The organism is Streptococcus mitis (assembly GCF_023110375.1).
GTDB classification, from domain to species: domain Bacteria; phylum Bacillota; class Bacilli; order Lactobacillales; family Streptococcaceae; genus Streptococcus; species Streptococcus mitis_CI.
Genome location: NZ_JALDVV010000001.1, coordinates 57,800 through 83,658, shown reverse-complemented (window position 1 = coordinate 83,658; position 25,859 = coordinate 57,800). Strand labels below are relative to the sequence as shown.

Below are 25,859 nucleotides of genomic sequence, written 5' to 3'. Positions count from 1 at the left end.
TCAATCCCGATTATTGTACGTCATCTAATAAATTGTTACTATTTCCAAAAAAATTGAAAATTATTCTACTGTTTTACAACTTTAAAACGATCAATCAGAACAGCAATTAAGATTACAACTCCTTTTACTACTTGTTGCCAAAATGCTGAAACACCGATAATATTAAGTCCATTATTCAAAACCCCAATAATTAAAGCACCTATTAAGGTCCCCAGTATGCGACCTTTACCTCCTGATAAAGAGGTTCCCCCAAGAACAACAGCTGCAATAGCATCCATTTCATAACTAGCACCTGCTGTTGGTTGAGCAGAACTTAAGCGTGATGTTATAATCAATCCAGAAATTGAAGCCATAATACCTGAAATTGAATAAATGATAATTTTCACTTTATTTAGTTTCACACCTGATATATATGCTGCTTTTTCATTCCCCCCTATAGCATACACAGATTTACCAAATGCTGTTTTATGAAGTAAAACATATAAAACAATAAATACAATAAACATAATAATTACAGGAAATGGAATTCCGACTATATAACCTTGCCCCAAAAATTGAAATAAGAATGTATCACTTAATCCTTTTGTGATAGGATTCCCATTTGTATAAACAAGTGTTGCGCCTCTAAAAATAGTCATAGTTGCTAAAGTAACGATAAATGGAGCTAATTTCCCGTAGGAAATCAATAAACCATTCATCATCCCCAGAATGCAACCCAAAATTAAAGAGATGAGAATTGCTAACGTAACAGGCATTCCAGATCCTAATAGGCCAGCGGTTAGCGCACTGGATAAGGCTAAAATTGATCCAACTGATAAATCAATTCCACCTGTTAGAATAACAAAGGTCATTCCAAAAGCGATCAGTGCATTTGATGTTACTTGCAATAGTAAATTTAACAGATTATTTGCTGTTAAAAAATTTGAATTGATAATAGTGATGACAGCCATTAAAATTATCAATGCTATTACTGTTGTCAATTCTGACATATACTTCATAGTATTTTTCACACTATTGTCCTCCTGTGGCTAGTTGCATAACTTTTTCTTGTGTAGCTTCTTGACGTGTTAATTCTCCACTAATTCTTCCTTCATGCATGACCATAATGCGATCACTGACTCCGATCACTTCTGGTAAATCTGAAGATACCATAATAATCGGCACACCTCGTTCAGCCAATTCATTCATTAATTGGTAAATTTCACGCTTAGCACCAACATCTACCCCACGAGTTGGCTCATCTAGAATCAGTACTTTTGGAGCAATACCTATCCATTTTGCTAAAACTACTTTCTGTTGATTACCACCAGAAAGTGTCCCAACTTCCTTATCTGGATAACCTGATTTAATTCGTAGCCTATCAATTAAACGTTGTACAAATATATCACTTGTTTTATTATCGAAAATGCCATTTTTAACAAAATCACGAGTACTAGGTAAAGTCATATTATCTTTAATAGAAAAATCTAAAATCAATCCCTCATCTTTACGATCTTCTGTTAAGAAACCAATTCCATGCTTAATTGCTTCAAAAGGATTTTTAATTATCAGTTGTTCTTCGTTTATTATAATTTGACCAGATTGTAAAGAATCAATTCCAAAAATTGCTCGCATTATTTCAGTACGACCAGCACCCATCAAACCAGAAAAACCAAGAATTTCCCCTTGACGTACATAGAAAGAAATATCCGTAAAAGCATCACCAGAAAGATTCTTAGCTTGAAAAACAATATTCCCAATCTCAGCCTTTTTTTCTGGATAATAATCTTCTAATTCACGACCTACCATCTTCTGAACTAATTCATCCGCATTAGTTAACTTCGTTTTCTTAGTATCAATTACAAACCCATCCCTCATAACAGTTATAAGATCTGTAATCTTAAAGATTTCTTCCATCCGATGTGAAATATACACAATACCTACACCATCAGATTTTAATCCTTCTATCACTTTAAAAAGTGTTTCAGTTTCACGATCAGTTAAAGCTGCTGTTGGTTCATCCATAATTAACAAGGAAACTTCTGATAATAAACATTTTGCTATTTCTATCATTTGTTGTTGTCCGACTGATAATTGACCAATGATTGCATCGAGAGGAATAGAGATATTAAGACGTTTAAATGCTTCTTTAGCTTTCCTTTCCATACTAGCTTTATCTAAAAACCCAATCGAATTTTTAATTTCTCTTCCTAAAAAAAGATTATCAAGTACAGTCATATCTGGCCAAGTATTCATTTCTTGATGAATAAAACTCAGTCCAAACCGTTCTGCCTCTTGAGGATTAGAAAATGTTTTTTCTTTTCCATCAATAAAAATAGTTCCTGAAGTAGCTGGAAAAAGTCCAGTTAAAATATTCATTAAGGTTGATTTGCCTGCACCATTCTCTCCCATTAAAGCATGAACTTCTCCTGAATTAAGAACCAAATCAATACTTTCTAAAACACGATTATTCCCAAAAGATTTTGAAATGTTCTTCATTTCAATTTTCATAGGCAACCCCCTTCTAAATAATAACTCCTGATTGCAAGATTATATTCGAATATGGTGTATCTTCCCCAGTGCGAATAACTGCCTTAACTTTAGTATTCATAGCTTTCAATTCTTCATGACTAATATATTCAATAATTATATTCGATCCGAAAAGATCTAGAACTGCTTGCCACTGTTCTTTGTTTTTTTCCTTAATTTCTTCTGCTAAGAAAATTTTTTCAATAAGTACATGATCTGAATATTCTTTTAAAACTTCTAAAAAACTTGGACTACCTTTTCTTAATGCTAAATCAATTTTATCAACACCTTTTGGAACTGGCAATCCTAAATCTCCGATACAAACCAAATCCATATGACCTAAATCATCAGCTAGTTTTGCTATATTACTATTTAAAATCCCATATTTCTTCATATCCTGAATGCTCCTTTACTTCTTTCAAACTCGGCATGCCTCCTTGCGCTCCAAATCTTTGAACAGAAAGATGTGAAGCAATCGTTGCAAAGGACAATGCAACATTCATCTCTTTTCCTTTTGAGATAGCATAAGCAAAAGCACCATTAAACGTATCTCCTGCTCCTGTAGTATCAACTACTTCTGCTTTTATAGCAGGAATCTTCTGAACTGCTGTCCCATCATAATAAATAGAACCTTCAACTCCTAATGTCACAATCATTTTATTAGGATAAATTTTAATAATTTCTTCTAATTTCTTATCTGGAAAAAGCTCTGAACATTCATGCTCATTAGGAGTAATAAAATCACAAAAAGGAATCATCTCTATGTCTGTTTCTCTAACTGGTGCAGGATTGTAAAGTACCTTAACTTTATTTTCTTGACAAAATTTAGCTATAGATAAGTTGGCTTCATGTGGTATTTCATTTTGTAATACAACAATACTTGCATCACTAATCAATTCCCACTCATTTTTCCAATCATTTGTTTTAACTAAATTATTCGCTCCGGGATAATAAATAATCCTATTATCACCTCCATATAAAGTAATTTGTGCAACTCCTGTAGATTGTGGTACCGTTCCCACATGTTCTATAGAAATATTATTATTTTGCAGATTGCTTAGTAAATCTGCTGAAAAAATATCTTCCCCAACGTCCCCAAATATGTAAATATTATCTTCTACACTGGATAATCTACCAATAGCTACAGCCTGATTTGCACCTTTTCCACCTGGAACTATATTAAATGAATCCCCAAAAATCGTTTCACCTCCTTCTGGAATCCTTTTTGTTCTCATAACTAAGTCCATTGAAATGCTTCCAACAACAACAATTTTACTCATTTCTTTCTCCTTAATGTATTTCTTTCTATGTACCTAACAGGGAGTTTAATTTTAGCTTCATCTATAGAGAACTTATTTGCCATATTATAGATTAGCTTTGCAGCCTGTTCTCCCATTTTATATGATGATTGGTGGATAGTTGATAAAGAAGGATAAATAAATTGACTAAGTACAATATCATCATAACCAATGATTTGAATATCATCTGGAATTTTTTTCCCAATTGCTAAAATTTCATGAATATAAGCTATCGCATGAATATCAGAAGGTGCTATAATACTATCAATATTTGGATTTCTTTTTAGATTCTCTTTAGCTTCTTTTTGAATTTTTTCAAAGTCAAACGTTTCACTTTCTTCAATACAAATCTCTAAAGATTTATTCCTCAAATAGTTTAAACTGGCTTCAAATCGTTCCGCAATGTTCTCAGCTTTATCATCTAAAACTTTAATAATCATAACTTGCTTAGCGCCAGCATTCCAAATTGCTTTAGCAGCCAAACGTCCACCCAACTGATTATCAGAAAAAACACCATAGCCTGTATCTTTACTAATCCGGTCAACCACAACAACAGGTAATGTTAGATTTGGAAATTCCTTTGTAAAGTCAAGTGTTGTTATAATACCAGCTGCATTTGTTTTTAACAAAAGGTTTATATATTCTTCTAACGAATCATGATCTGAAATAGTACCAACCATAATCCTATAACCTTTATCTTTCAAATATGATTCGGCTCCTCGAACCAATCTTGGGAAGAAGGGATTAGAAATATCTGGCAATAAGAGTCCTACCATTTGATTTTTTTTAGTTTTTAAAGATTGTGCTAATACATTTGGTGTATAATTTAATTTCTTGATAGCATTTTTTATCTTTTCTCTCGCATCATCTCCGACATAGCCTTTTTTCGAAATATATCTTGAAACTGTTGACTTTGATACTCCAGCTTCTTCAGCAACCTGTTTTATTGTAGTCATCACTCCTCCTTTTTATATTGTGGAACCGTTCCCTTATGTATATAGTAAGCGTTTTCTTTACTTTTGTCAATACTTTTTTAGAAATATTTTAAATTTATTTCAGAGTATATATGTTTTTTCCTAATCTTCTATTACTATTAGACAGAAAACACAACAAGACCTCCACTATATCGAGGAGGCCTTGGATCAACTTGGTTATTTAGTAAAAGACTAAAAAATCTCTTTCTCCCAGCCATCTTCTGTACGGTGGCGGTAGAAAAACTCCGACTTGTCCGGAGCTTCCATCATCTCCATCAAGGGTAACATATCATAGGCCAGATCCAAGTTTGGAATCTGGTCTTTTTGAACCCAAGAAACTTCTCCTTCATCTGAAGAGCGAAGGGTACCAGAGAACTCAGTCGCCTTATAACAAATGACAATATAGCGCCCACCTGTATCTAATGGCCAATTTTTAATGCCGACAAGTTGAGGATTTTGGATAGTCAACCCTGTTTCTTCATAGATTTCTCGGATAACTGACTCGGCAAAAGCCTCGCCATTCTCAACATGACCTCCTGGAAAGGCATAACCAGACCAGCGATTGGTTTCAAGAGAGCGATATTGCATCACCACGCGCTGGGTTTCGAGGTCTTCAATCAGACAAATGTTTGTTAAAATTGTTAATTGGGAACGAGACATAAATTTACTCGCTTTCTAATTTATTAAATTTTCAGACTTGGTACCAGAGATTCTAGCTTCTACTTTTTAAAATTATTTAGAATAAAATACCATTCGTTTTTCTTTATAGGCTTTCCAAGTTCAAGTATTTTTTCTTGGCCATCAAAAGTAAAACCCGTTTTTTAATAGAAAGCAATGGCTCGCTTATTATCTTTCAATACCCATAAGAAAATTTCACAAAAATGATCAAGAGCAATCAAAGCTGCTTTCATTAACTTTTGTGCGATACCTTTTCCATAATAGTCTTTTAAAACATATAAGGCAATAATTTCGCCAGCTTGAATAGTCTCATCACGAAAGTTGCCATAACTTATAAAACCAACTACCTTCATACCATCCATCGCAATCAATGTATTTTCTGGATACTTTTTACTAAAGAATAGACACCTTTCTAATGTCATTGTCTCCTGAAATTCTGCAGGCAAAAGGTCATCATAAGCCTCTCTCCACGTTTGCCAGTGAACGAAGGATTTACCTTCTATCTCTTCAGGAGTTTCCATTGATTTGATAATAACCGTCATTTATTTTCTTCTCCTTAATCCAACGCCTTGACTTCCTTTGCTACTTTTTGTAGAAATTTTTGTCTTGTTGAACTTGTATTCACTTCACGGCCTAACTCTCCTAAAATCGAAATCCTCTTTGTTTTTATGCCACAATGATTCAATACCGCATTCTTTAATACTGATATTCCATAACTGTCTGGAATGTTAATCGGACCAGAAAATACTTTGTACCACCAAGTTGGTGCCATAGAAGTTGCATAGATACTAGCTGTTTTTCCTTTTAGTAACTTTTTGAACTGTTTACCTCTCAAGTAGTTCAAAATAAAGCTTCCTCGATTATTTGCGGAGTATGCAATGCCTGGCGTAAAAACACGATCAATCCAGCCCTTCAATAGACTAGGCATACTACTCCACCAAATAGGATAAACAAAAATGAAATGATCTGCCCACTGGATTAATGATTGAGAGCGTAGAATAAACGGATCGTCCTCCATCCTTTGTCGGTAACCATAACGTAAAACAGGATCAAACTCTTCTGCATTAAGATTAATCATTTCAAGTTCATGTCTATTTGAGTCTATGTTTTCTACAATCGTTTGAAAAATTGCTTGGCAGTAGCTTTCTTTATCAGGATGTCCATTAATAACTAAAATATTCATAAAATCCCCCTAATCCAACGCCTTGACTTCCAGCATCATATCACGGATCTGAGCTGCTAGTTCAAAGTCAAGCACTTCGACGGCTTCTTGCATTTGTTTCTCTAGTTTCTTGACCAGTTCTTTGCGCTCTTGTTTGTTGAGGCTGTTGATGTCAACTTCCTTGTCTTCTTCCTTAGCAACTGCCTTGGTCACAGCAATCAGGTCACGGATTTCTTTCTTGATGGTTTGTGGAACGATACCATGCTCTTCATTATAAGCCATCTGGATTTTGCGACGACGGGCAGTTTCATCGATGGCACGTTGCATAGACTGGGTCACAGTGTCCGCATACATAATGACATGTCCCTCACTATTACGAGCAGCACGACCAATGGTCTGGATGAGACCACGCTCGTTACGAAGGAAACCTTCCTTGTCAGCATCGAGAATAGCTACGAGGCTCACTTCAGGAACGTCAATTCCTTCACGGAGCAGGTTGATTCCGACCAAGACATCAAAGACACCCAAGCGTAGGTCACGGATAATCTCCGTCCGTTCCAAGGTCTTGATATCCGAGTGCATGTACTTGACCTTGATACCCATTTCCTTGAAGTAGTCGGTCAAGTCCTCTGCCATTTTCTTAGTCAAAGTGGTGATAAAGGTTCGTTCATTCTTTTCAACACGGGCATTGATTTCACCCAAAAGGTCATCAATCTGTCCCATAGTCGGACGGACTTCTACCTCTGGATCCAAGAGTCCTGTTGGACGAATGATTTGCTCAATCACTGTCTCGGTCTGTTCATTTTCATAGTCACCAGGTGTCGCTGAAACGTAAACAATCTGATGAACGTGACTCTCAAACTCCTCCCGACGGAGAGGACGATTGTCCAAAGCTGATGGCAAACGGAAACCATAATTAACCAGCATTTCCTTACGCGAACGGTCTCCATTGTACATTCCCTTGATTTGCCCCATAGTCATGTGACTCTCGTCAATCATGATTAAGAAATCATCTGGGAAGAAATCGAGAAGCGTATAAGGAGGCTCACCTTCGCTACGTCCATCCATGTGGCGAGAATAATTTTCAACCCCATTGGTATAGCCCATCTCACGCAGCATTTCGATATCGTACTCTGTCCGCTGTTTCAAGCGCTGTGCTTCCAGTAATTTACCTTCCTCCTCAAAGACTGCTAACTGCTCTTCCAACTCCGCCTGAATCTTGGAAATAGCAACTTCCATATGGTCGTCATTGGTCACAAAGTGGGTGGCAGGAAAAATCGCCAGATGATCTACTTCTCCAAGGACTTGACCAGTCAAAGCTTCAACCTCACGGATGCGGTCAATTTCGTCTCCGAAAAACTCCACTCGAAAGGCATGCTCATCACGAGAAGCAGGGAAAATCTCCACCACATCCCCACGAACACGAAATCTTCCCCGTTGGAAATCAATATCATTACGTTCAAACTGAATATCGACCAAGTCATTCAAGAGTTTATCACGAGAAATTTCAAGACCTGGACGGAGACTCACGACACTATCAGCGTATTCCTTGGGCGAACCCAAACCATAGATACAAGAGACTGAGGCCACGACAATAACATCATTGCGCTCCAAAAGAGCCGAAGTTGCTGAGTGACGAAGCTTGTCAATCTCGTCATTGACAGAGCTGTCCTTTTCAATATAGGTATCACTAGAAGGTACATAGGCTTCTGGCTGGTAATAATCATAGTAAGACACAAAATACTCAACAGCATTCTCAGGGAAAAATTCCTTAAACTCCCCATAGAGCTGTCCTGCCAGAGTCTTATTGTGGGCGATGACCAGAGTGGGTTTATTGACTTTGGAAATGACCTGACTCATGGTATAGGTCTTCCCTGTACCAGTCGCCCCCATCAGAATCTGAGCTTTTTCGCCCCCCTCGATATTATCAACCAACTGCTCGATAGCTTGGGGTTGGTCTCCTGATGGTTCATATTTTGATACTAGTTTAAATTGATTGTCAGTAATGCGGTTAATCATAAGAATCCTCTCTTGATGTGCTATTCCTATTTTAGCATACTTGTAACATTTTCACGAAGAAAAGGACGGACCGAAGTCACATCCTTTCATTTTCTTTCTTTAATTGATAAGCGAGATAGACAATCAGCAGTAGCAAGATCAGACTTGTCATGATAGATCCTTCTATCCCAAAAGAGCCACCTGATAGCCAATCTTGATTACCTTGTGGTAAAAAGGTCATCAAAGACGTTCCTGACGGCTGACCACTAACTAAAATCCCAAAAAGATTTCCCTGAGCAAAATTCCAAGCCCCATGAATACCTGCTACACCCCAAACTGTATCTGTTTTGAGGAGGTAAAGTGACATGGCAACTCCGAATAAAAAGAGATTCACTAGAGATAGAGGGGTGAGACCAGAATTTCCCGCATGAAGCAGGGTAAAGAACAGGCTAGATATAAGAACAGCTAGTTTTAGATTGGTTCTTGAGGCCAATTGAGGAAGGAGCCAAGCACGGGCCACCACTTCTTCTGTTGTCCCCTGTAAAATCCAAAATGGAACGGTAAAAATGACAAAGGCTAGCGAATAAGGATTCAAATGAATGGACTCAAAACGATATTGCCCCAAGGCCACTAAACCTAACAAGGTCAGAAAAAAAAGTGCCAGGCCTAGGCCAAATCCTTTAACAAGATTGCTGAGGAAATTTTCTTTATAAAATCCTAAAGTTCTTATAGGTCTTTTCTCAACTTTTCTAGTCCATCTGAACACAGTGTTGAGAACGAACCCAAAGGCCAGCAATTCTAAAATTAAACGAAAATCACTTGTTTTATCCGTCAAGCTCTGCTGCAAGGTCTGCAAGTAGGTAGCAAAATCTTGACCAGCCTCTCCAAAATTTCTAGCAAGTCCGATGAGAGCTAACAAACTAATACCATATAAAGTATAAGCCACAAACTCTCCTATGAAGACAAAAACAAAAGCTAACAAGGGGCTTGTGTAAATGTTTAAACTCATTTTAGAAGTTTGGAAGTCTTTAAAAATTCTTTTGTTCTTCACATCTCCGTCCTCTTTTCTTCTATTATATACTATTATTATAGCACTTTGTGGTAGCAGTTCAATAAAGAAACAAAGGTTTTTTATGTTATATCTTCTAACATAAAAGCCCCTAGATTTGCATTTTTTAGTTTTTTCTGATATAATGGGAAAATATTCGGAAAAGGAGACTAAAAATGAAGAAAAAATTTCTAGCATTTTTGCTAATTTTATTCCCAATTTTCTCATTAGGTATTGCAAAAGCAGAGACGATTAAGATTGTGTCTGATACCGCCTATGCACCTTTTGAGTTTAAAGATTCAGATCAAACTTATAAAGGAATTGATGTTGACATTATCAACAAAGTCGCTGAGATTAAAGGATGGAATATTCAGATGTCCTATCCTGGATTTGATGCAGCGGTAAATGCGGTTCAAGCTGGTCAAGCTGACGCTATCATGGCAGGGATGACAAAGACTAAAGAACGTGAAAAAGTCTTCACCATGTCTGATACTTACTATGATACAAAAGTTGTCATTGCAACTACAAAGGCACACAAGATTAGCAAGTACGACCAATTAACTGGCAAAACCGTTGGTGTTAAAAACGGAACTGCTGCTCAACGTTTTCTTGAAACAATCAAAGATAAATACGGTTTTACTATTAAAACATTTGACACTGGTGATTTGATGAACAACAGCTTGACTGCTGGTGCTATCGATGCTATGATGGATGACAAACCTGTTATCGAGTATGCCATTAACCAAGGTCAAGACCTCCATATTGAAATGGATGGTGAAGCTGTAGGAAGTTTTGCTTTTGGTGTGAAAAAAGGAAGTAAATACGAGCACCTGGTGACTGAATTTAACCAAGCCTTGGCTGAAATGAAAAAAGATGGAAGTCTTGATAAAATCATCAAGAAATGGACTGCATCATCTTCTTCAGCAGTGCCAACTACAACGACTGCAGCAGGTCTAAAAGCAACTCCTGTTAAAGCTAAATACATCATTGCCAGTGATTCTTCTTTTGCACCTTTTGTGTTCCAAAACTCAAGTAACCAATTTACTGGTATTGATATGGACTTGATTAAGGCAATCGCTAAAGACCAAGGTTTTGAAGTTGAAATCACCAACCCTGGTTTCGATGCCGCTATCAGTGCTGTTCAAGCTGGACAAGCTGATGGTATCATTGCTGGTATGTCTGTTACAGATGCTCGTAAGGCAACTTTTGACTTCTCAGAATCATACTACACTGCTAATACTATCCTTGGTGTCAAAGAATCAAGCACCATTGCTTCCTATGAAGACTTGAAAGGGAAGACAGTTGGTGTTAAAAACGGAACTGCTTCTCAAACCTTCCTAACAGAAAATCAAAGCAAATACGGTTACAAAATTAAAACCTTTGCTGATGGTTCTTCAATGTATGACAGTTTAAATACTGGAGCCATCGATGCTGTTATGGATGATGAGCCTGTTCTCAAATATTCTATCAGCCAAGGTCAAAAATTGAAAACTCCAATCGCTGGAACTCCAATCGGTGAAACAGCCTTTGCCGTTAAAAAAGGAGCAAATCCAGAATTGATTGAAATGTTCAACAACGGACTTGCAAACCTTAAAGCAAACGGTGAATTCCAAAAGATTCTTGACAAATACCTAGCTAGCGAATCTTCAACTACTTCAACAAGCACTGTTGACGAAACAACTATCTGGGGCTTGCTTCAAAATAACTACAAACAGCTCCTTAGCGGACTTGGTATCACTCTTGCTCTAGCTCTTATCTCATTTGCTATTGCTATTGTTATCGGGATTATCTTCGGTATGTTTAGCGTTAGCCCCTACAAATCTCTTCGTGTGATCTCTGAGATTTTCGTTGACGTTATCCGTGGTATTCCTTTGATGATTCTTGCAGCCTTCATCTTCTGGGGAATTCCAAACTTCATCGAGTCCATCACAGGCCAACAAAGTCCAATTAACGACTTTGTAGCTGGTACCATTGCCCTATCACTCAATGCTGCTGCTTATATCGCTGAAATCGTTCGTGGTGGTATTCAGGCCGTTCCGGTTGGCCAAATGGAAGCCAGCCGAAGCTTGGGTATCTCTTATGGAAAAACCATGCGTAAGATTATCTTGCCACAAGCGACTAAATTGATGTTGCCAAACTTTGTTAACCAATTCGTTATCGCTCTTAAAGATACAACCATCGTATCTGCTATCGGTTTGGTTGAACTCTTCCAAACTGGTAAGATTATCATCGCCCGTAACTACCAAAGTTTCAAGATGTATGCAATTCTTGCTATCTTCTATCTTGTAATTATCACACTTTTGACTAGACTAGCGAAACGCTTAGAAAAGAGGATTCGTTAATGGCAAAATTAAAAATTGATGTAAATGATTTACACAAAAACTACGGAAAAATGAAGTTTTAAAAGGAATTACGACTAAATTCTATGAAGGAGACGTTGTCTGTATCATCGGTCCTTCAGGTTCTGGTAAGTCAACCTTCCTCCGTAGCCTTAATCTTCTAGAAGAAGTTACGAGCGGTCACATCACTGTGAACGGCTATGATTTAACTGAAAAAACTACCAACGTTGACCACGTCCGTGAAAATATCGGAATGGTGTTCCAACACTTCAACCTCTTCCCACACATGTCTGTATTGGACAACATCACTTTTGCTCCTATTGAGCACAAGTTGATGACTAAGGAAGAAGCTGAGAAATTGGGAATGGAGTTGCTTGAAAAGGTTGGACTAGCAGATAAAGCTAATGCCAATCCAGATAGCCTATCAGGTGGTCAAAAACAACGTGTAGCCATCGCTCGTGGACTAGCAATGAATCCAGACATCATGCTCTTTGATGAACCAACTTCAGCCCTTGACCCTGAGATGGTCGGAGACGTACTTAACGTTATGAAGGAATTGGCTGAGCAAGGCATGACCATGATTATCGTAACCCATGAGATGGGATTTGCCCGTCAGGTTGCTAACCGCGTTATCTTTACTGCAGACGGTGAATTCCTAGAAGACGGAACACCAGATCAGATCTTTGATAACCCACAACACCCACGTCTGAAAGAGTTCTTGGACAAGGTATTAAATGTCTAAACGCAAACTGTAAGGATTTCCTTGCAGTTTTTTTCTATCTCGTATTGGATTTTTTGATTTTTCGGAAAATTATGTTAGAATTAAGTTTATGAAATGAGGTTTCCTCATACCTAGCAAGACTAGGAATAAAAATAGAAATTAGGTAGCTAGATGTCATCTAAGGTTATTGTTACAATTTTCGGTGCGAGTGGAGACCTGGCTAAACGCAAGCTCTACCCTTCCCTTTTTAGACTATATAAATCCGGCAATCTTTCCAAGCACTTTGCAGTCATTGGAACTGCTCGTCGTCCTTGGAGCAAGGAATATTTTGAATCTGTAGTGGTTGAATCTATCCTTGATTTGGCAGATAGTACCGAACAGGCTCAAGAATTCGCTAGCCACTTCTACTATCAAAGTCATGATGTCAATGATACCGAACACTACATCGCTTTACGTCAATTGCAGGCTGAACTAAATGACAAGTACCAAGCTGAACACAACAAGCTCTTCTTCTTGTCGATGGCACCTCAATTCTTTGGAACTATTGCCAAACACCTCAAGTCTGAAAACATTGTTGACGGTAAAGGTTTTGAACGCTTAATCGTTGAAAAACCATTTGGTACAGATTATGCAACAGCAAGCAAGTTGAATAACGAACTCCTAGCAACATTTGACGAAGAACAAATTTTCCGTATTGACCATTATCTTGGTAAGGAAATGATTCAAAGTATCTTTGCAGTTCGCTTTGCAAACCTGATTTTTGAAAACGTTTGGAACAAGGACTTTATCGACAATGTTCAAATTACCTTTGCGGAGCGCTTGGGTGTAGAAGAGCGTGGTGGCTACTATGACCAATCTGGGGCCCTCCGTGACATGGTACAAAACCATACACTCCAACTGCTTTCCCTCCTTGCCATGGACAAGCCAGCAAGCTTCACAAAAGACGAGATTCGTGCTGAAAAGATTAAGGTCTTTAAAAACCTATATCATCCAACTGATGAGGAACTTAAAGAACACTTTATCCGTGGTCAATACCGCTCTGGTAAGATTGATGGCATGAAATACATCTCTTATCGTAGCGAACCAAATGTAAATCCAGAATCAACAACTGAAACCTTTGCATCTGGTGCCTTCTTTGTAGACAGCGATCGATTCCGTGGTGTTCCTTTCTTCTTCCGTACTGGTAAACGTCTGACTGAAAAAGGAACTCATGTCAACATCGTCTTTAAACAAATGGACTCTATATTTGGAGAACCACTTGCTCCAAATATTTTGACCATCTATATCCAACCAACAGAAGGCTTCTCTCTTAGCCTAAATGGGAAGCAAGTAGGAGAAGAATTCAACTTGGCTCCTAACTCACTTGACTACCGTACAGATGCGACTGCAACTGGTGCGTCTCCAGAACCATACGAGAAATTGATTTATGATGTCTTAAATAACAACTCAACTAACTTTAGCCACTGGGATGAAGTTGGCGCATCATGGAAATTGATTGACCGTATCGAAGAGCTCTGGGCTGAAAATGGTGCCCCACTTCATGACTATAAAGCTGGAAGCATGGGCCCTCAAGCAAGCTTTGACTTACTTGAAAAATTCGGTGCCAAATGGACTTGGCAACCAGATATTGCCTACCGTCAAGATGGTCGCTTAGAATAAAAAAATTTCCTGCAAGTTTGTACCTTGCAGGATTTTTGTTTTTGATTAGATTAAGCCTTCCAAGAGACCCTTCATAAAGTTTTCTGAGTTAAACTCTCCAATATCATCGATTTTTTCACCAAAACCAATCAATTTTACAGGAATATTAAGTTCTTCACGGATGGCTAAAACAACACCACCTCGAGCAGTTCCATCAATCTTAGTCAAGACAATTCCTGTCAAAGGGGTAATTTTCGAAAATTCTTTGGCCTGTACCAAGGCATTTTGACCTGTTGATGCATCAAGAGCCAAGAAAGTTTCATGTGGCGCTTCTGGCACAACACGTTTGATGATACGACCAATCTTTTCCAACTCAGCCATGAGGTTGTCCTTGTTTTGCAAACGACCAGCAGTATCAATCATGAGAATATCGATACCTTCAGATACGGCACGTTCCATTCCATCAAAGACTACACTGGCTGGGTCAGCTTTTTCAGGTCCAGTCACAACTGGAACGTCCACACGACGACCCCATTCAGCTAGCTGGGCTACTGCCCCTGCACGGAAGGTATCTGCCGCAACCAACATGACCTTCTTACCTGCTTGTTTGTAGCGGTGGGCTAGTTTACCGATAGAAGTTGTTTTCCCAACACCATTAACACCAACAAAGAGCATGACTGTCAAGCCATCTTGGAAGTGGATGCTTTCATCGTAGTTACCATCCTTTTCATAAAGCTCAACCAATTTCTCAATGATGACACGACGAAGTGCGTCCGGTTTCTTGGCGTTTTCAAGCTTGGCTTCGTAACGAAGCTCCTCTGTTAAGTTAGAAGCGACTTGAACACCAACATCACTCATGATCAACAGTTCTTCCAGTTCTTCGAAGAATTCTTCATCGACAGAGCGGAAATTAGCAAAGAAGGCGTTCAAACGAGCTCCGAAGCCTGTACGAGTTTTCTTAAGACTGCGGTCATATTTTTCCTGAACAGTTTCTTTTGCTTGAGTCATTTCTGGTTCAAGCACTTCAGAATTATTTTCTTTTACAGCTTCTTCTTGCTTAGTATTCTCTTCTGCTGTGACTTCTTCTGAGTTTGGCAATTCTTCTATTTCGTCTTGATGAACCTCTACAACTGGCTCTGAATCCTGATTTTCTTCAACTGTCTCTTGATTTTCCTCTTCTTGGAGCGCAACTTGTTCAACAACTTCAACCTCTGCTTCTTCTTGAGAAACTTCCTCAGCTTCTGTAAGGGCAGGCTCAGTATCTTCAGACAAATCAAGATTTTCTAGAGCTTCTTTTACAATTTCTTCGATTTTAGGTTCTTCTTTTTTTCCGAATAGACGGTCAAATAATCCCATATCTTAGTTCTCCTTTAGCACATATTCTTCGATAGCCCAGGCAACAGCTTCTTCATCATTGGTCATTGGAGTCACTACATTTGCGACTGCCTTGACTTCAGGAACAGCGTTTTGCATCGCAACACCAAGACCTGCCCATTCAATCATAGAAAGGTCATTGGCCTCGTCACCACAAGCCATGACTTGGCTTTGATCGATTCCAAGATGGCTGATTAGTTTTGACAATCCTGTTGCTTTATGAACATTCTTTGGCGACCACTCTAGCAACATTTCACGTGATTTAAAGATTTCATATTGGTCAAACAATCCTGGAGAAATCTTCTGAATAGCTGCATCCAAGGGTTCTTGAGCAAAGGCGGTCACGCATTTATTATAAGTCATTTGACTAGATAAGTCTGCAAAGTCCACTGGAACAAAGGTCAATGCTGGATTAAATTTGGCATAAAGACTTTCTTGGTCGGATTGAATTTGATAAACAGTTCCTTCTGAGATAGCATCAAGAGGCAGTGATAATTTCTCTGTTTCTTCATACAAGCGTGCTACATCATCATATGAAAAGACTGTCTTATCAAGGATTTCACCTGTATTTTTCTGAACTAAACCACCATTAAAAGTAATCGTATACTCATCTTCTTGACCGTCAGTCCCTAGCTCATGGAGAAAGAAATCCATGGCTTTTAAGGGACGACCAGTTGTCAATACGACCTTGATGCCACGATCACGCGCAGCTTTCAAGGTTGCCTTGGTACGATCCGTCAACCTTTTATCAGTAGTCAGCAAGGACCCGTCCAAGTCCAATGCAATCAATTTTATATCTGCCATTATAAGCCCTCCATATAAGCTATAACCGACTGGTCCTTATGGTGACCAATCACTGTCTCTGCTAATTCTAAAATTTCAGGTCGTGCATTTTCAGGAGCTACAGGATGTCCCACAACCTGCATCATATGTAAGTCATTAAGATTGTCTCCAAAAGCCATAACCTGATCCATTGTGATGCCAAGTTTTTTAGCTAATTCAACAATAGCCACTCCCTTATCGACATAGTCCAGAACAATATCAATAGATTCAAAGCCAGTTGTCATGGCCTTAACACCAGGAACATGTTCATTGACCCAAGCTTCTCCAGCTTCTAGCGTTTCTTCTGTGAAGTTGGTTGTAAATTTGAAAATGTCATCTGTAATATCTTCTAGATTCGCTACTTTTTGGATATTTTCATTATAGTGCTGACTCACTTTTAAATAGGTCTCATCAACCGTATCTAGCACATAAGAGCCCTTCTTGCCCGTCAAGAGCAGTTTATTGATATCTACATAAGGTGACGTTTTCAGCATTTCAAAAGTTGATAGATAAAACTCACGAGACATAGTCGCTTCATACAAGTCCTGACCTTGATATTCTACCAAACTGCCATTTTCCGCGATGAAAATAATGTCATCACGAACATCAGCAAATAATTTTTCTAAGGATAGAAATCCGCGCCCCGAAGCCACCGCAAAGTATATCCCTTTTTCCTTGTAGGAAACCAAGAGAGACTTGAGACGGTCCATATCAAAGCGTCCATTCTCATCTAGGAAGGTTCCGTCCATATCCGTTGCTACTAGTTTAATTGTCATCCTTCAATACTTTCTAAATCTTTTAACTTAACCGAAACAATTTTTGAGACACCTGACTCTTGCATGGTCACTCCATAGATAGAATCGGCTGCCGCCATGGTTCCCTTACGGTGGGTTACGACGATAAACTGGCTGTCCTTATCAAATCGATTGAGGTAATCCCCGAAACGTTTAACATTGGCTTCGTCAAGTGCAGCCTCTACCTCATCCAAAATCACAAATGGAATGGTCTTGACACGGATAATAGAGAAGAGCAGAGCAAGAGCCGATAGAGCTTTTTCACCACCACTCATGAGATTGAGAGACTGTATTTTCTTGCCTGGTGGTTGAACAGAAATCTCAACCCCAGCTGTCAACAAGTCCCCCACAGTCAAGATTAAATCTGCCTGACCTCCTCCAAACATCTGTTTGAAGGTCACTTTAAAGGACTCACGAATGGCTTCAAAGGTTGATTTAAAGCGTTCCTTGACCTCGTCATTCATCTCTGTAATGGTCTCAAGGAGCAAATTTTTCGCTGACAAAATGTCATCTCGCTGTCTATTTAGGAAGTCCAGACGATTGTGAACTTCTTCGTACTGGTCAATAGCTTCCAAGTTGACAGGACCCAGCGAGCGAATAGCTTTCTCTAAATCCTTAACCTCTTGCTCTGCCAGATTGAGATTTTCCAACTCATGAGACTTTTCTAAAGCTTCAGTATAGCTAATCTGGTACTGGTCTGTTAATTGAGCTTGTAGATGGCGCAAGCGTTCGCTGACCTTTTCTTTCTTGGCTTCAGCACGTGTTTGCTTGCGAATCCACTCCTCATTCTGCTGGCGAGCCTGATCCAAATGACTAGCAATATCATCTAGTTGCCCTTCAATATCATCTAATTCAAACTGCTTGCGAATCAAACCTTGTTGGAGGTTTGTTTTCTGAGTTTTGGCTTCTTCAGCCTGTTGACTGAGCAATTCTGTATCAACCTTCTCCAGATTATCAACCTTTTCTTGAAGAAGGCGCTGGATTTCTTCTTGCTCAAGATCAAGATTACTTAGTTCCTTACCTAAGCGTTCAATATCAGCAACTTCGTAACGTTTTTGCCCTTGCAGTTCTGTCTTAAGCAAGCGAGCTTGCGCTACCTCTTCCTGCAAGTTTTGATAGCGTTCTTGGATGGCGTTTTTGTTAGACTTAATCTCTTCAATCTCAGCTTCCAGATTTTGCTTGTCACTTGCGATTGTAGCAAGGCGTGCTTGGCATTTTTCCTTATCTGCTTGCCAATCTCCTTCAGAAAGACGATCTAATTCCTCTTCTTGGAGTTTCCAAAGAGTTTCTAGCTCTTCAACTTGCTGACTGGTCTGCTGATAAGCGAGGGATAAGCCTTGCTCCTGAATACGTGCCTGCTCTCCTTGAGATTTAATAACTTCTAATCTTTCTGTCAATCTAGCCATCTGGTCTTGCAAGGTCTTCAAACTCGCTTCTTCAGAACGCAGACTTGCTTCTTCTTCAGCAATTTCTTTTTGTAATTGCTCCAGTTCTGGCTTGATGAAAATGCTGTTGTTCTGACGATTAGCTCCACCTGCATAGGAACCACCTGTGCGCAACTCCGTGCCGTCCAAAGTCACCATACGAACCTGGTAACGAACCTGGCGAGCTGCTGCACGCGCATGTTCCACGGTATCAAAAATAGCCGTCGTAGCTAGCAAATTCTTAAAAATAGCTTCCAGTCTAGTGTCGAATGTCACCAACTCATCTGCCATCCCAAGGAAACCTGGGCTTGCAGCAATAGCATCTTGATTCTGACTAGAAATCGTACGCGCCTTGATCGTTGTCAACGGAAGGAAGGTTGCACGACCAGCCCTGTTTCGTTTAAGGAAATCAATCGCCTTGGTTGCCGCGTTTTCATCTTCCACGATGATATGCTGACTGCTGGCTCCAAGCGCAATCTCTAGGGCAATTTGATAATGCACATCAAAGGTCAGATGCTCACTAACTGCCCCAATTATTCCACCTAGACGATCTTTCTCTTGGAGAACACTCTTAACACCTGCATAAAAGTTACTATGATTTCTCAGGATGTTTTCCAGACTTTGGGCTCTAGCCCGCTTGTTTTTGAGACTATCCAGACGGTCAAAGAGTTGACTTTGTTGAGTTTGATAGGAAGTTTTCTGCTCCTCTTGCTCCTTGGCACAGATTTGATAATCGGCCAATAATTTCTGAACCTTCTCCTTGGCAGTTTCAAGTTCTTCTTTTTGCTGACTGGCCTTCTCTTTAGCTGTAGCCAGTTGTTCTTTTAGTTTTTGTAGTTGATCTGCTTGTTTTTGAGAAAGCTGACGACTATTTTCCAACTCATTCTCAATACGGGTCAGCTGGTTTGAGACATCCGCTTCTTCTTGTAAAAGAGCTACAAAGCGTTCACGTAGAAGCTCAATCATCTGATCAGGATCATCTGAAAAAGCTAGTAATTCAGCCTCTAATTGATTCAGTTTTTGATTATTTTGGACTAGATTTTCCTCTAACAGAGTTAAAGAGCTTTCTTTATCAGATTTTTCTTGGCTGAGTAAATTTCTCTTATCCTCCAAAGCAGCCAAACGAGCTTGTGCTTCCTGTTGATTCAGGGCTACTTGTTCAGATTCTAATTTCGACAGGGCTAATTTTCTCTCTAAATCACTAATTAGACTGGTCAAATCCATCAAACTGCCCTGGTCTTTGGCCATTTCAGCCTGTAAATCTTGGCGTTGCTTTTTAAGAGTATGATTTTCTTCCTCTAATTTTTCACGCTTTTGGTAATAACTAGTCAATAGTTCCTGAACCTGTGCCAACTCTTCTTCTGTCAAATCTAGTTCAGCCTTATTTTCCTTGATTTGAGCAGCTAAAACATCCAAGTAAATAGCTTTACGTTGGCCTTCCAAATCTAGAAACTTACGAGCATTTTCAGCTTGCTTCTCAAGAGGCTTGATTTGATTGTCCAACTCATAGATAATGTCTTCTAGACGATCCAGATTATCCTGGGTTTGCTGCAGTTTACTCTCAGTTTCTTTTCTGCGAGTCTTGTATTTTAAAACTCCAGCAGCTTCTTCAAAAATAGCTCGGCGTTCCTCAGGCTTAGAGTTGAAAATCTCCTCAACCTTCCCTTGGGAAATGATAGAGAAGGAATCTCGTCCCAATCCAGTATCCAAGAAAAGGTCATGAATATCACGCAGACGGACTTTCTTGCCGTCAATCTTGTATTCGCTATCTCCACTGCGATAGATATGACGTTCTACCCTGATTTCTTGACCTGCATCCTTGATAAATCCGTCATTATTATCCAAAGTCACAACTACAGAAGCATAATTGAGCGGTTTGCGACTTTCTGTTCCAGCAAAGATAACATCCGGCATCTTGCCACCACGGAGACTCTTGACACTAGACTCCCCCAAAGCCCAACGCAGACTTTCTGTAATATTCGACTTTCCAGATCCATTGGGCCCAACAACTGCCGTCACACCTTGGTCAAAGACTACCTTAGTCTTATCAGCAAAAGACTTGAATCCCTGAATTTCGATTTCCTTTAAATACATGAATCCAGCCCTTTCTCAACGGCATTTTTGGCAGCTTCCTGCTCTGCTAGTTTCTTAGAACGACCTTGACCTTGACCAATGCTCTTACCTTCAACAAGAACTTCTACTTCAAAAACCTTATCGTGGGCAGGACCCGTTTCAGAAATTACCTGATAACGAATAGCCACATCCCCATTGACCTGAAGCAACTCTTGGAGATGGGTTTTGTAGTCTGTAATCATCTCAAATTCGCCTGCTTCAACCTTAGGAATCATGACTTGATAGATAAATTCCTTGACTTTGGCCACATCCTTGTCCAAAAGGAGGGCACCAAGAAAGGCCTCAAAGGCATCACCAAGAATGGTATCACGATTGCGACCACCAGATTTTTCTTCCCCCTTACCCAGCTTGATAAACTGATCAAACTGACAATCACGCGCAAAACCAGCCAAACTCTCCTCACGGACAATCATAGCACGGAGTTTAGATAAGTCACCCTCAGGCTTTTTAGGATATTTTTTATACAGATATTCTGAAATCAATAGCTGTAGAACAGCGTCTCCTAAAAATTCCAAGCGTTCATTGTGTGAAATTTTTAAGAGGCGGTGCTCATTGGCATAACTCGTATGAGTAAAGGCAGTCTCCAGTAAATTTTTGTCTGCAAATTCGATTGCAAAATGGTTCTTTAGTACAGTTTGTAATTCTTTCATACCAACCTCTTTCTAACTGATAACAGTCCTTTTTATTATATCAAAAAAAGCCCCCTGAGTCACTTTAAAACGGGACTGGAGAGCATTTGGGAATTCTTTAAAAAGAGATTTTCAGTTTTAAGGGCCAATTTAGGGCTGTGTAAAGAAAAAAGCCCTATTAAAGGCTTTTTAGGATGTTTACATCCACCCTGAGGGAATCGAACCCCCATCTCAAGAACCGGAATCTTACGTGATATCCATTACACTAAGGGTGGAAACTTGTTTTATTATAACAGAAATTTGCTCTAATAACAAGTTTTTTTCTAGTGAGATAGCCCGTCTTAGTGGGAAGCATCCCCATTCCAGATGGAGTTTTTCACGATAACATAATCAACGTGTTTAAGGTCAGCAACCTGACGTCCACCTGCATAAGAAATAGCACTTTGAAGGTCTTGTTCCATCTCAGTTAAAGTGTCTTGCAGATGACCTTTAGCAGGAAGCAAGATACGTTTGCCTTCCACATTTTTGTAAGCACCTTTTTGATATTGTGAGGCTGAACCATAATATTCTTTGAACTGTTCACCATCGACTTCAATCGTTTTCCCTGGACTTTCAATATGTCCTGCAAAGAGGGAACCAATCATGACCATGCTAGCACCGAAGCGGATAGACTTGGCAATATCACCGTGAGTACGAATTCCTCCATCAGCAATAATCGGTTTACGTGCAGCCTTGGCACACCAACGAAGGGCAGCCAATTGCCAACCACCTGTACCAAAACCTGTCTTGACCTTGGTGATACAAACCTTACCTGGACCGATTCCGACCTTAGTAGCATCCGCACCAGCATTTTCCAATTCACGCACAGCTTCTGGTGTTCCCACATTTCCTGCAATGACAAAGGTATCTGGCAATTCTTTCTTGATGTGTTGAATCATAGAAATCACGCTATCCGCATGACCGTGGGCAATGTCAATCGTGATGTACTCAGGAGCATCAGATTTGAGCTGGCTAACGAAATCATACTCATAATCCTTAACACCGACAGAGATAGAAGCAATAAGCCCTTGCTCATGCATGCGCTTAATAAAAGGAATACGTCCTGCCTCATCAAAACGGTGCATAATGTAGAAGTAACCACCTTTAGCCAGTTGCTCTGCTACATTTTCATCCAAAATCGTTTGCATATTAGCTGGCACAACAGGTAGTTTAAAGGTGTGATTTCCTAAAGTGACACTTGTATCCGCTTCTGCACGGCTTTTAATGACACATTTATTTGGAATCAATTGAATATCTTCGTAATCAAAAATTGGAAATTCATTTAACATATCGATGTCTCGTTTCTTTTGTAATGACCTACCTATGCTTGCGCATCTCTACGCCTTTTCCGACGTTTCCTTAATTAATTATAAATCAAAGTACAGATTTTGTCAAATAATTTTATAAATTAAAATATAATGTTCGGATTTTTCTTGCGTAAATAGAAAAAAGAGGGGAAATTGTTTTCTCCCCACTCCTTCTCTATTCTAATAATACTCACCCTGGCGGTAGTCCCATGAGTTAAAGGTGTCTGAAAGGTGCATCATGATTTTATCAATGTCAAGTCCTTTACGAATCACAACTGGTGCTGGTGAAGTTGAGCGAGCTCCTCCTTGTTCTGGGATGAGTTTGCCGTCCTTATCGACCATAGACACCATCACACCTTGCTCATAGCGAGTTTCAATCGTTTTGTCAGGCTGGATAGAAGCAACGTAGTCATCTGCCTCGATAACAAGGTCCACTGCTCCTTCGATACGTTCTCCAATACCTTCTACTTTACCACGGTTTCCTTTTCCAGATGGGTTAGCTGATGAGGCATAAACCATCTTGCCTTCTTCCCAAAGTTTGGCAGCCAATTGTTCACCAGCTTTACCAAATTTGATAACAAAACAGCTCGTTCCACGCACGTCAGTCATCAGCTCTTCACGACCATCACCGTATGCTTTGAGTTTTTCAAAAGCTTCTGGTTTCCAAGGAAGGATACAACCAAGAAGAATATCTTCATCCCAATGTTTTTGGTAGAAGGCTTCAATTTCTGGGTTAAGTTGTGCTAAAGCACGAAGCTCATCCATGCTACCGCAGAGAACAACACCTGGTTTGTTACGGTTACGCTCTTTGGCTGCGAACTTACGCTCAAGTCCTGCCTTATCGCTGGTCATGATAATGTAACCAACTTTAGTAGGGCAAACGATACATCCGCCCTCACCTTTTAAAATGTCATAGCCTTCTTGTGAAAGTGTTCCGTTCCATTGAATGTGTTTTGTCATAGTTCTATTTCCTTTTCTAATTTTCTTCTAATCCTGCCAGTAGGCTGGTCGTTGTTTTTCATAGGCAGCAATCAAATCTTCATACTGCAAGGTAATTCCGATATCATCCAAACCATTTGAGAGCTTGTGTTTCCACTCGCTATCAATTTCAAAAGTGAACTCTCCAACCGGTGAGATGATTTTCTGTTGTTCCAAGTCCACAGTTACCTGGTCAGTCGGTTTGAGCTGGGCTAGCTTTTCTCTAACCTCTCTAGGCTGAACAATAGGCAACATGCCATTATTGAGTTCATTATTGTAATGAATATCCCCAAAAGATCCTGCAATCACGACCTTAAAACCATAGTCTGCTAAGGCCCAAGCTGCATGTTCCCTCGAAGAACCTGCCCCAAAGTTATCCCCTGAGATAAGAATACTGGCTTTACGATATTCAGGCTGATTAAAGACAAAGTCAGGATCCTCAGTATACTTGTCGTCCAGATAACGCCAAGCATACATGAGGTACTTACCAAAGCCTTTTTTATCAATCAACTTGAGAAACTGCTTGGGTAGGATTTGGTCGGTGTCGATATTATCATTCATGAGAGGAACGGTCGTTCCCGTATAAACTGTAAATTTCTCCATATCCTCTCCTTACTGGGCTTCTGGCATTTGCCGAACATCTACGAAACGCCCTGCAATAGCTGCCGCAGCTGCCATAGCTGGACTACAGAGATGAGTCTTAGCGCCAAAGCCTTGTCTGTCTTCAAAGTTTCGATTGCTGGTTGAGGCGCAGTGAACACCATCAGGGACCTTGTCTGGATTCATCCCTAGGCACATAGAACAACCTGGATCTCTCCACTCAAAACCAGCGTCTAGGAAAACCTTGTCCAAGCCCAACTTCTCAGCAGCTCGTTTGACAGGACGAGAACCTGGGACTACGATAGCCGTTAAGTTAGGAGCAATCTTCTTCCCTTTAACAAATCGCGCAGCCAGTTGCAAGTCGCTGAGACGAGCATTAGTACAAGAACCGATAAAGATATAGCCTAGTTCAATATCAGCTGGCTTTTGACCAGGCTCCAAGTCCATGTAATTGTAGGCTCGCTCATCATTCATATCCTTAATTTCTGGGAATCTACTGTCAAAGTCAACCCCCATAGCAGGGTTGGTTCCCCAGGTCACCATAGGAGCCAAGTCTGAAACATCCATCTGGATAACCTTATCGTAAACGACATTCTCATCACTGACAAGGGTCTTCCAATCTGCCACAGCCTCTTCAAAGTCCTCTGGAACACATTCCCGTCCTTTGAGATAATCATAGGTGGTTTGATCTGGATTCATGATTCCCATCTTAGAACCAAACTCGATGGACATATTGCAGATGGTCATTCGTTCTTCCATGCTCAGTGCATCAATAGCTTGTCCACGATATTCCACCACGTAGCCAACGCCGCAAGCAACACCGTACTTGGCAATCAAAGCTAAAATGAAATCCTTGGAATAAACTCCTTTTTGAGGAACACCAGTGAATTCCACCAGCATTTTCTTGGGTTTGACCTGCCAGAGGGTCTGTGTCGCAAAGACATGTTCGACCTCACTGGTCCCAATTCCAAAGGCAATTGCTCCGAAAGCTCCGTGAGTTGCCGTATGGCTGTCTCCACAGACGATGAATTTTCCTGGTTGAGTTCTTCCAGTTTCTGGTCCAACCATATGAACGATTCCTTGCTTTTCGGAACCGTGGGCCGCATGTTCAATCCCAAACTCCTCAACATTTTCAGCAAGCTTATCAATTTGAGCCTTAGAAATCACATCTCGAATATCGTAGATATTGACTGTCGGGACATTGTGGTCAAAGGTTCCAAATGTCAAGTCTGGTCGTCTCAATCTGCGTCCTGCATCTCGTAGTCCTTGAAAAGCCTGAGGGCTGGTCACTTCATGAATATAGTGCTGGTCCACATACATGAGTTGGGGCTGCCCCTCTTCTCCTGTGATGACATGACGATCCCATAATTTATCAAAAATCGATTTTCCTGCCAT

At 39.9% G+C, this 25,859-nt stretch carries 20 protein-coding genes, 1 tRNA gene and 3 pseudogenes; 4 read left to right on the top strand and 20 right to left on the bottom strand.

The window, feature by feature from the left end:
• Positions 1-65: 65 nt before the first annotated feature.
• Genes M1G12_RS00435 through M1G12_RS00415 form a run of 5 tightly spaced genes read right to left on the bottom strand, consistent with a single transcriptional unit; the run spans position 66 to position 4,762 of the window.
• The gene (locus M1G12_RS00435; RefSeq protein ID WP_004248623.1) at positions 66-1,010 is read right to left on the bottom strand and encodes an ABC transporter permease subunit; all 945 of its coding nucleotides are present in this window, start codon (positions 1,008-1,010) and stop codon (positions 66-68) included.
• Between the two features lies 1 nt (position 1,011).
• Entirely contained in the window at positions 1,012-2,490 is a 1,479-nt protein-coding gene (locus tag M1G12_RS00430; protein ID WP_247942140.1) for a sugar ABC transporter ATP-binding protein, read from the bottom strand.
• Positions 2,491-2,503: 13 nt separating this feature from the next.
• Positions 2,504-2,902 (bottom strand): D-ribose pyranase, encoded by a 399-nt coding sequence (rbsD, locus tag M1G12_RS00425; protein WP_247941935.1) that lies wholly within the window; start codon positions 2,900-2,902, stop codon positions 2,504-2,506.
• Positions 2,877-3,788 carry a ribokinase gene (gene rbsK, locus M1G12_RS00420; protein ID WP_247941934.1) on the bottom strand — a complete coding sequence of 304 codons (912 nt, stop codon included), beginning with the start codon at positions 3,786-3,788 and terminating at the stop codon, positions 2,877-2,879. Before rbsK ends, rbsD begins: the two co-directional genes overlap by 26 nt.
• Positions 3,785-4,762, bottom strand: coding sequence for a LacI family DNA-binding transcriptional regulator (locus tag M1G12_RS00415; protein ID WP_247941933.1), 978 nt, complete (start codon positions 4,760-4,762; stop codon positions 3,785-3,787). Before M1G12_RS00415 ends, rbsK begins: the two co-directional genes overlap by 4 nt.
• 136 nt (positions 4,763-4,898) lie before the next feature.
• On the opposite strand from M1G12_RS00415, the pseudogene M1G12_RS00410 reads away from it, so the two are divergent.
• Positions 4,899-4,976, top strand: a pseudogene (locus tag M1G12_RS00410) (DNA-binding transcriptional regulator); the annotation flags it as partial.
• Here the strand turns inward: M1G12_RS00410 and M1G12_RS00405 are convergent.
• The 5 genes and pseudogenes from M1G12_RS00405 to M1G12_RS00385 all read right to left on the bottom strand — a co-directional run bounded on the left by M1G12_RS00405 (position 4,973) and on the right by M1G12_RS00385 (position 9,669).
• A complete protein-coding gene (locus M1G12_RS00405) occupies positions 4,973-5,440 on the bottom strand; it encodes an 8-oxo-dGTP diphosphatase (protein WP_247941932.1) in 468 nt (155 codons plus the stop codon). The pseudogene M1G12_RS00410 and the gene M1G12_RS00405 overlap by 4 nt on opposite strands.
• A gap of 72 nt (positions 5,441-5,512) precedes the next feature.
• Positions 5,513-6,000, bottom strand: a pseudogene (locus M1G12_RS00400) (GNAT family N-acetyltransferase).
• 14 nt (positions 6,001-6,014) lie between these two features.
• Positions 6,015-6,641, bottom strand: a complete 627-nt coding sequence (locus M1G12_RS00395) for an NAD(P)H-dependent oxidoreductase (RefSeq protein WP_247941931.1) — start codon at positions 6,639-6,641, stop codon at positions 6,015-6,017.
• A 9-nt stretch (positions 6,642-6,650) separates the two neighbouring features.
• Positions 6,651-8,639: an excinuclease ABC subunit UvrB gene (gene uvrB, locus M1G12_RS00390; protein WP_247949197.1), complete on the bottom strand. Its 1,989-nt coding sequence runs from the start codon at positions 8,637-8,639 to the stop codon at positions 6,651-6,653.
• Positions 8,640-8,715: 76 nt separating this feature from the next.
• On the bottom strand, positions 8,716-9,669 hold the full coding sequence (locus M1G12_RS00385; RefSeq protein ID WP_000792135.1) for a CPBP family intramembrane glutamic endopeptidase: 954 nt from the start codon (positions 9,667-9,669) through the stop codon (positions 8,716-8,718).
• Between the two features lie 173 nt (positions 9,670-9,842).
• On the opposite strand from M1G12_RS00385, the gene M1G12_RS00380 reads away from it, so the two are divergent.
• The 3 genes and pseudogenes from M1G12_RS00380 to zwf all read left to right on the top strand — a co-directional run bounded on the left by M1G12_RS00380 (position 9,843) and on the right by zwf (position 14,385).
• Positions 9,843-12,008, top strand: coding sequence for an ABC transporter substrate-binding protein/permease (locus tag M1G12_RS00380; RefSeq protein ID WP_237446823.1), 2,166 nt, complete (start codon positions 9,843-9,845; stop codon positions 12,006-12,008).
• A pseudogene (locus tag M1G12_RS00375) lies at positions 12,008-12,747 on the top strand (amino acid ABC transporter ATP-binding protein). The gene M1G12_RS00380 and the pseudogene M1G12_RS00375 overlap by 1 nt, the downstream one beginning before the upstream one ends.
• Positions 12,748-12,897: 150 nt before the next feature.
• Positions 12,898-14,385 carry a glucose-6-phosphate dehydrogenase gene (gene zwf / locus M1G12_RS00370; RefSeq protein WP_237446822.1) on the top strand — a complete coding sequence of 496 codons (1,488 nt, stop codon included), beginning with the start codon at positions 12,898-12,900 and terminating at the stop codon, positions 14,383-14,385.
• 45 nt (positions 14,386-14,430) lie between these two features.
• Here zwf and ftsY read toward each other — a convergent pair whose 3' ends face one another.
• The 10 genes from ftsY to leuC form a co-directional block, all read right to left on the bottom strand.
• Positions 14,431-15,720, bottom strand: coding sequence for a signal recognition particle-docking protein FtsY (gene ftsY / locus M1G12_RS00365; protein ID WP_237446821.1), 1,290 nt, complete (start codon positions 15,718-15,720; stop codon positions 14,431-14,433).
• 3 nt (positions 15,721-15,723) lie between these two features.
• Positions 15,724-16,542 (bottom strand): Cof-type HAD-IIB family hydrolase, encoded by an 819-nt coding sequence (locus M1G12_RS00360; RefSeq protein ID WP_247949196.1) that lies wholly within the window; start codon positions 16,540-16,542, stop codon positions 15,724-15,726.
• Positions 16,542-17,336: a Cof-type HAD-IIB family hydrolase gene (locus M1G12_RS00355; RefSeq protein WP_049515436.1), complete on the bottom strand. Its 795-nt coding sequence runs from the start codon at positions 17,334-17,336 to the stop codon at positions 16,542-16,544. The genes M1G12_RS00360 and M1G12_RS00355 overlap by 1 nt, the downstream gene beginning before the upstream one ends.
• Positions 17,333-20,872: a chromosome segregation protein SMC gene (smc, locus tag M1G12_RS00350; RefSeq protein WP_247949195.1), complete on the bottom strand. Its 3,540-nt coding sequence runs from the start codon at positions 20,870-20,872 to the stop codon at positions 17,333-17,335. Before smc ends, M1G12_RS00355 begins: the two co-directional genes overlap by 4 nt.
• Positions 20,863-21,561, bottom strand: a complete 699-nt coding sequence (gene rnc, locus M1G12_RS00345; RefSeq protein WP_000661488.1) for a ribonuclease III — start codon at positions 21,559-21,561, stop codon at positions 20,863-20,865. Before rnc ends, smc begins: the two co-directional genes overlap by 10 nt.
• A gap of 182 nt (positions 21,562-21,743) precedes the next feature.
• Positions 21,744-21,815: transfer RNA gene (locus tag M1G12_RS00340), tRNA-Arg, on the bottom strand.
• A 66-nt stretch (positions 21,816-21,881) separates the two neighbouring features.
• The gene (locus M1G12_RS00335) at positions 21,882-22,868 is read right to left on the bottom strand and encodes a GMP reductase (protein ID WP_000931177.1); all 987 of its coding nucleotides are present in this window, start codon (positions 22,866-22,868) and stop codon (positions 21,882-21,884) included.
• Between the two features lie 198 nt (positions 22,869-23,066).
• A complete protein-coding gene (locus tag M1G12_RS00330; RefSeq protein ID WP_000160498.1) occupies positions 23,067-23,846 on the bottom strand; it encodes an L-threonylcarbamoyladenylate synthase in 780 nt (259 codons plus the stop codon).
• A 27-nt stretch (positions 23,847-23,873) separates the two neighbouring features.
• Complete coding sequence (gene leuD / locus M1G12_RS00325) at positions 23,874-24,467, bottom strand: 3-isopropylmalate dehydratase small subunit (RefSeq protein WP_000410618.1); 594 nt, start codon at positions 24,465-24,467, stop codon at positions 23,874-23,876.
• Positions 24,468-24,476: 9 nt separating this feature from the next.
• Positions 24,477-25,859 carry a 3-isopropylmalate dehydratase large subunit gene (gene leuC, locus M1G12_RS00320; protein ID WP_237446818.1) on the bottom strand — a complete coding sequence of 461 codons (1,383 nt, stop codon included), beginning with the start codon at positions 25,857-25,859 and terminating at the stop codon, positions 24,477-24,479.

Excerpts from the sequence above, each read along its gene's own strand:
- rbsK (WP_247941934.1), bottom strand. The coding sequence starts at position 3,788 with ATGAGTAAAATTGTTGTTGTTGGAAGCATTTCAATGGACTTAGTTATG.
- leuD (WP_000410618.1), bottom strand. The coding sequence starts at position 24,467 with ATGGAGAAATTTACAGTTTATACGGGAACGACCGTTCCTCTCATGAAT.
- M1G12_RS00330 (WP_000160498.1), bottom strand. The coding sequence starts at position 23,846 with ATGACAAAACACATTCAATGGAACGGAACACTTTCACAAGAAGGCTAT.
- M1G12_RS00395 (WP_247941931.1), bottom strand. The coding sequence starts at position 6,641 with ATGAATATTTTAGTTATTAATGGACATCCTGATAAAGAAAGCTACTGC.
- M1G12_RS00360 (WP_247949196.1), bottom strand. The coding sequence starts at position 16,542 with ATGGCAGATATAAAATTGATTGCATTGGACTTGGACGGGTCCTTGCTG.
- M1G12_RS00405 (WP_247941932.1), bottom strand. The coding sequence starts at position 5,440 with ATGTCTCGTTCCCAATTAACAATTTTAACAAACATTTGTCTGATTGAA.
- smc (WP_247949195.1), bottom strand. The coding sequence starts at position 20,872 with ATGTATTTAAAGGAAATCGAAATTCAGGGATTCAAGTCTTTTGCTGAT.
- zwf (WP_237446822.1), top strand. The coding sequence starts at position 12,898 with ATGTCATCTAAGGTTATTGTTACAATTTTCGGTGCGAGTGGAGACCTG.
- M1G12_RS00415 (WP_247941933.1), bottom strand. The coding sequence starts at position 4,762 with ATGACTACAATAAAACAGGTTGCTGAAGAAGCTGGAGTATCAAAGTCA.
- M1G12_RS00355 (WP_049515436.1), bottom strand. The coding sequence starts at position 17,336 with ATGACAATTAAACTAGTAGCAACGGATATGGACGGAACCTTCCTAGAT.
- M1G12_RS00380 (WP_237446823.1), top strand. The coding sequence starts at position 9,843 with ATGAAGAAAAAATTTCTAGCATTTTTGCTAATTTTATTCCCAATTTTC.
- M1G12_RS00430 (WP_247942140.1), bottom strand. The coding sequence starts at position 2,490 with ATGAAAATTGAAATGAAGAACATTTCAAAATCTTTTGGGAATAATCGT.
- rbsD (WP_247941935.1), bottom strand. The coding sequence starts at position 2,902 with ATGAAGAAATATGGGATTTTAAATAGTAATATAGCAAAACTAGCTGAT.
- rnc (WP_000661488.1), bottom strand. The coding sequence starts at position 21,561 with ATGAAAGAATTACAAACTGTACTAAAGAACCATTTTGCAATCGAATTT.
- ftsY (WP_237446821.1), bottom strand. The coding sequence starts at position 15,720 with ATGGGATTATTTGACCGTCTATTCGGAAAAAAAGAAGAACCTAAAATC.
- M1G12_RS00335 (WP_000931177.1), bottom strand. The coding sequence starts at position 22,868 with ATGTTAAATGAATTTCCAATTTTTGATTACGAAGATATTCAATTGATT.
- leuC (WP_237446818.1), bottom strand. The coding sequence starts at position 25,859 with ATGGCAGGAAAATCGATTTTTGATAAATTATGGGATCGTCATGTCATC.
- uvrB (WP_247949197.1), bottom strand. The coding sequence starts at position 8,639 with ATGATTAACCGCATTACTGACAATCAATTTAAACTAGTATCAAAATAT.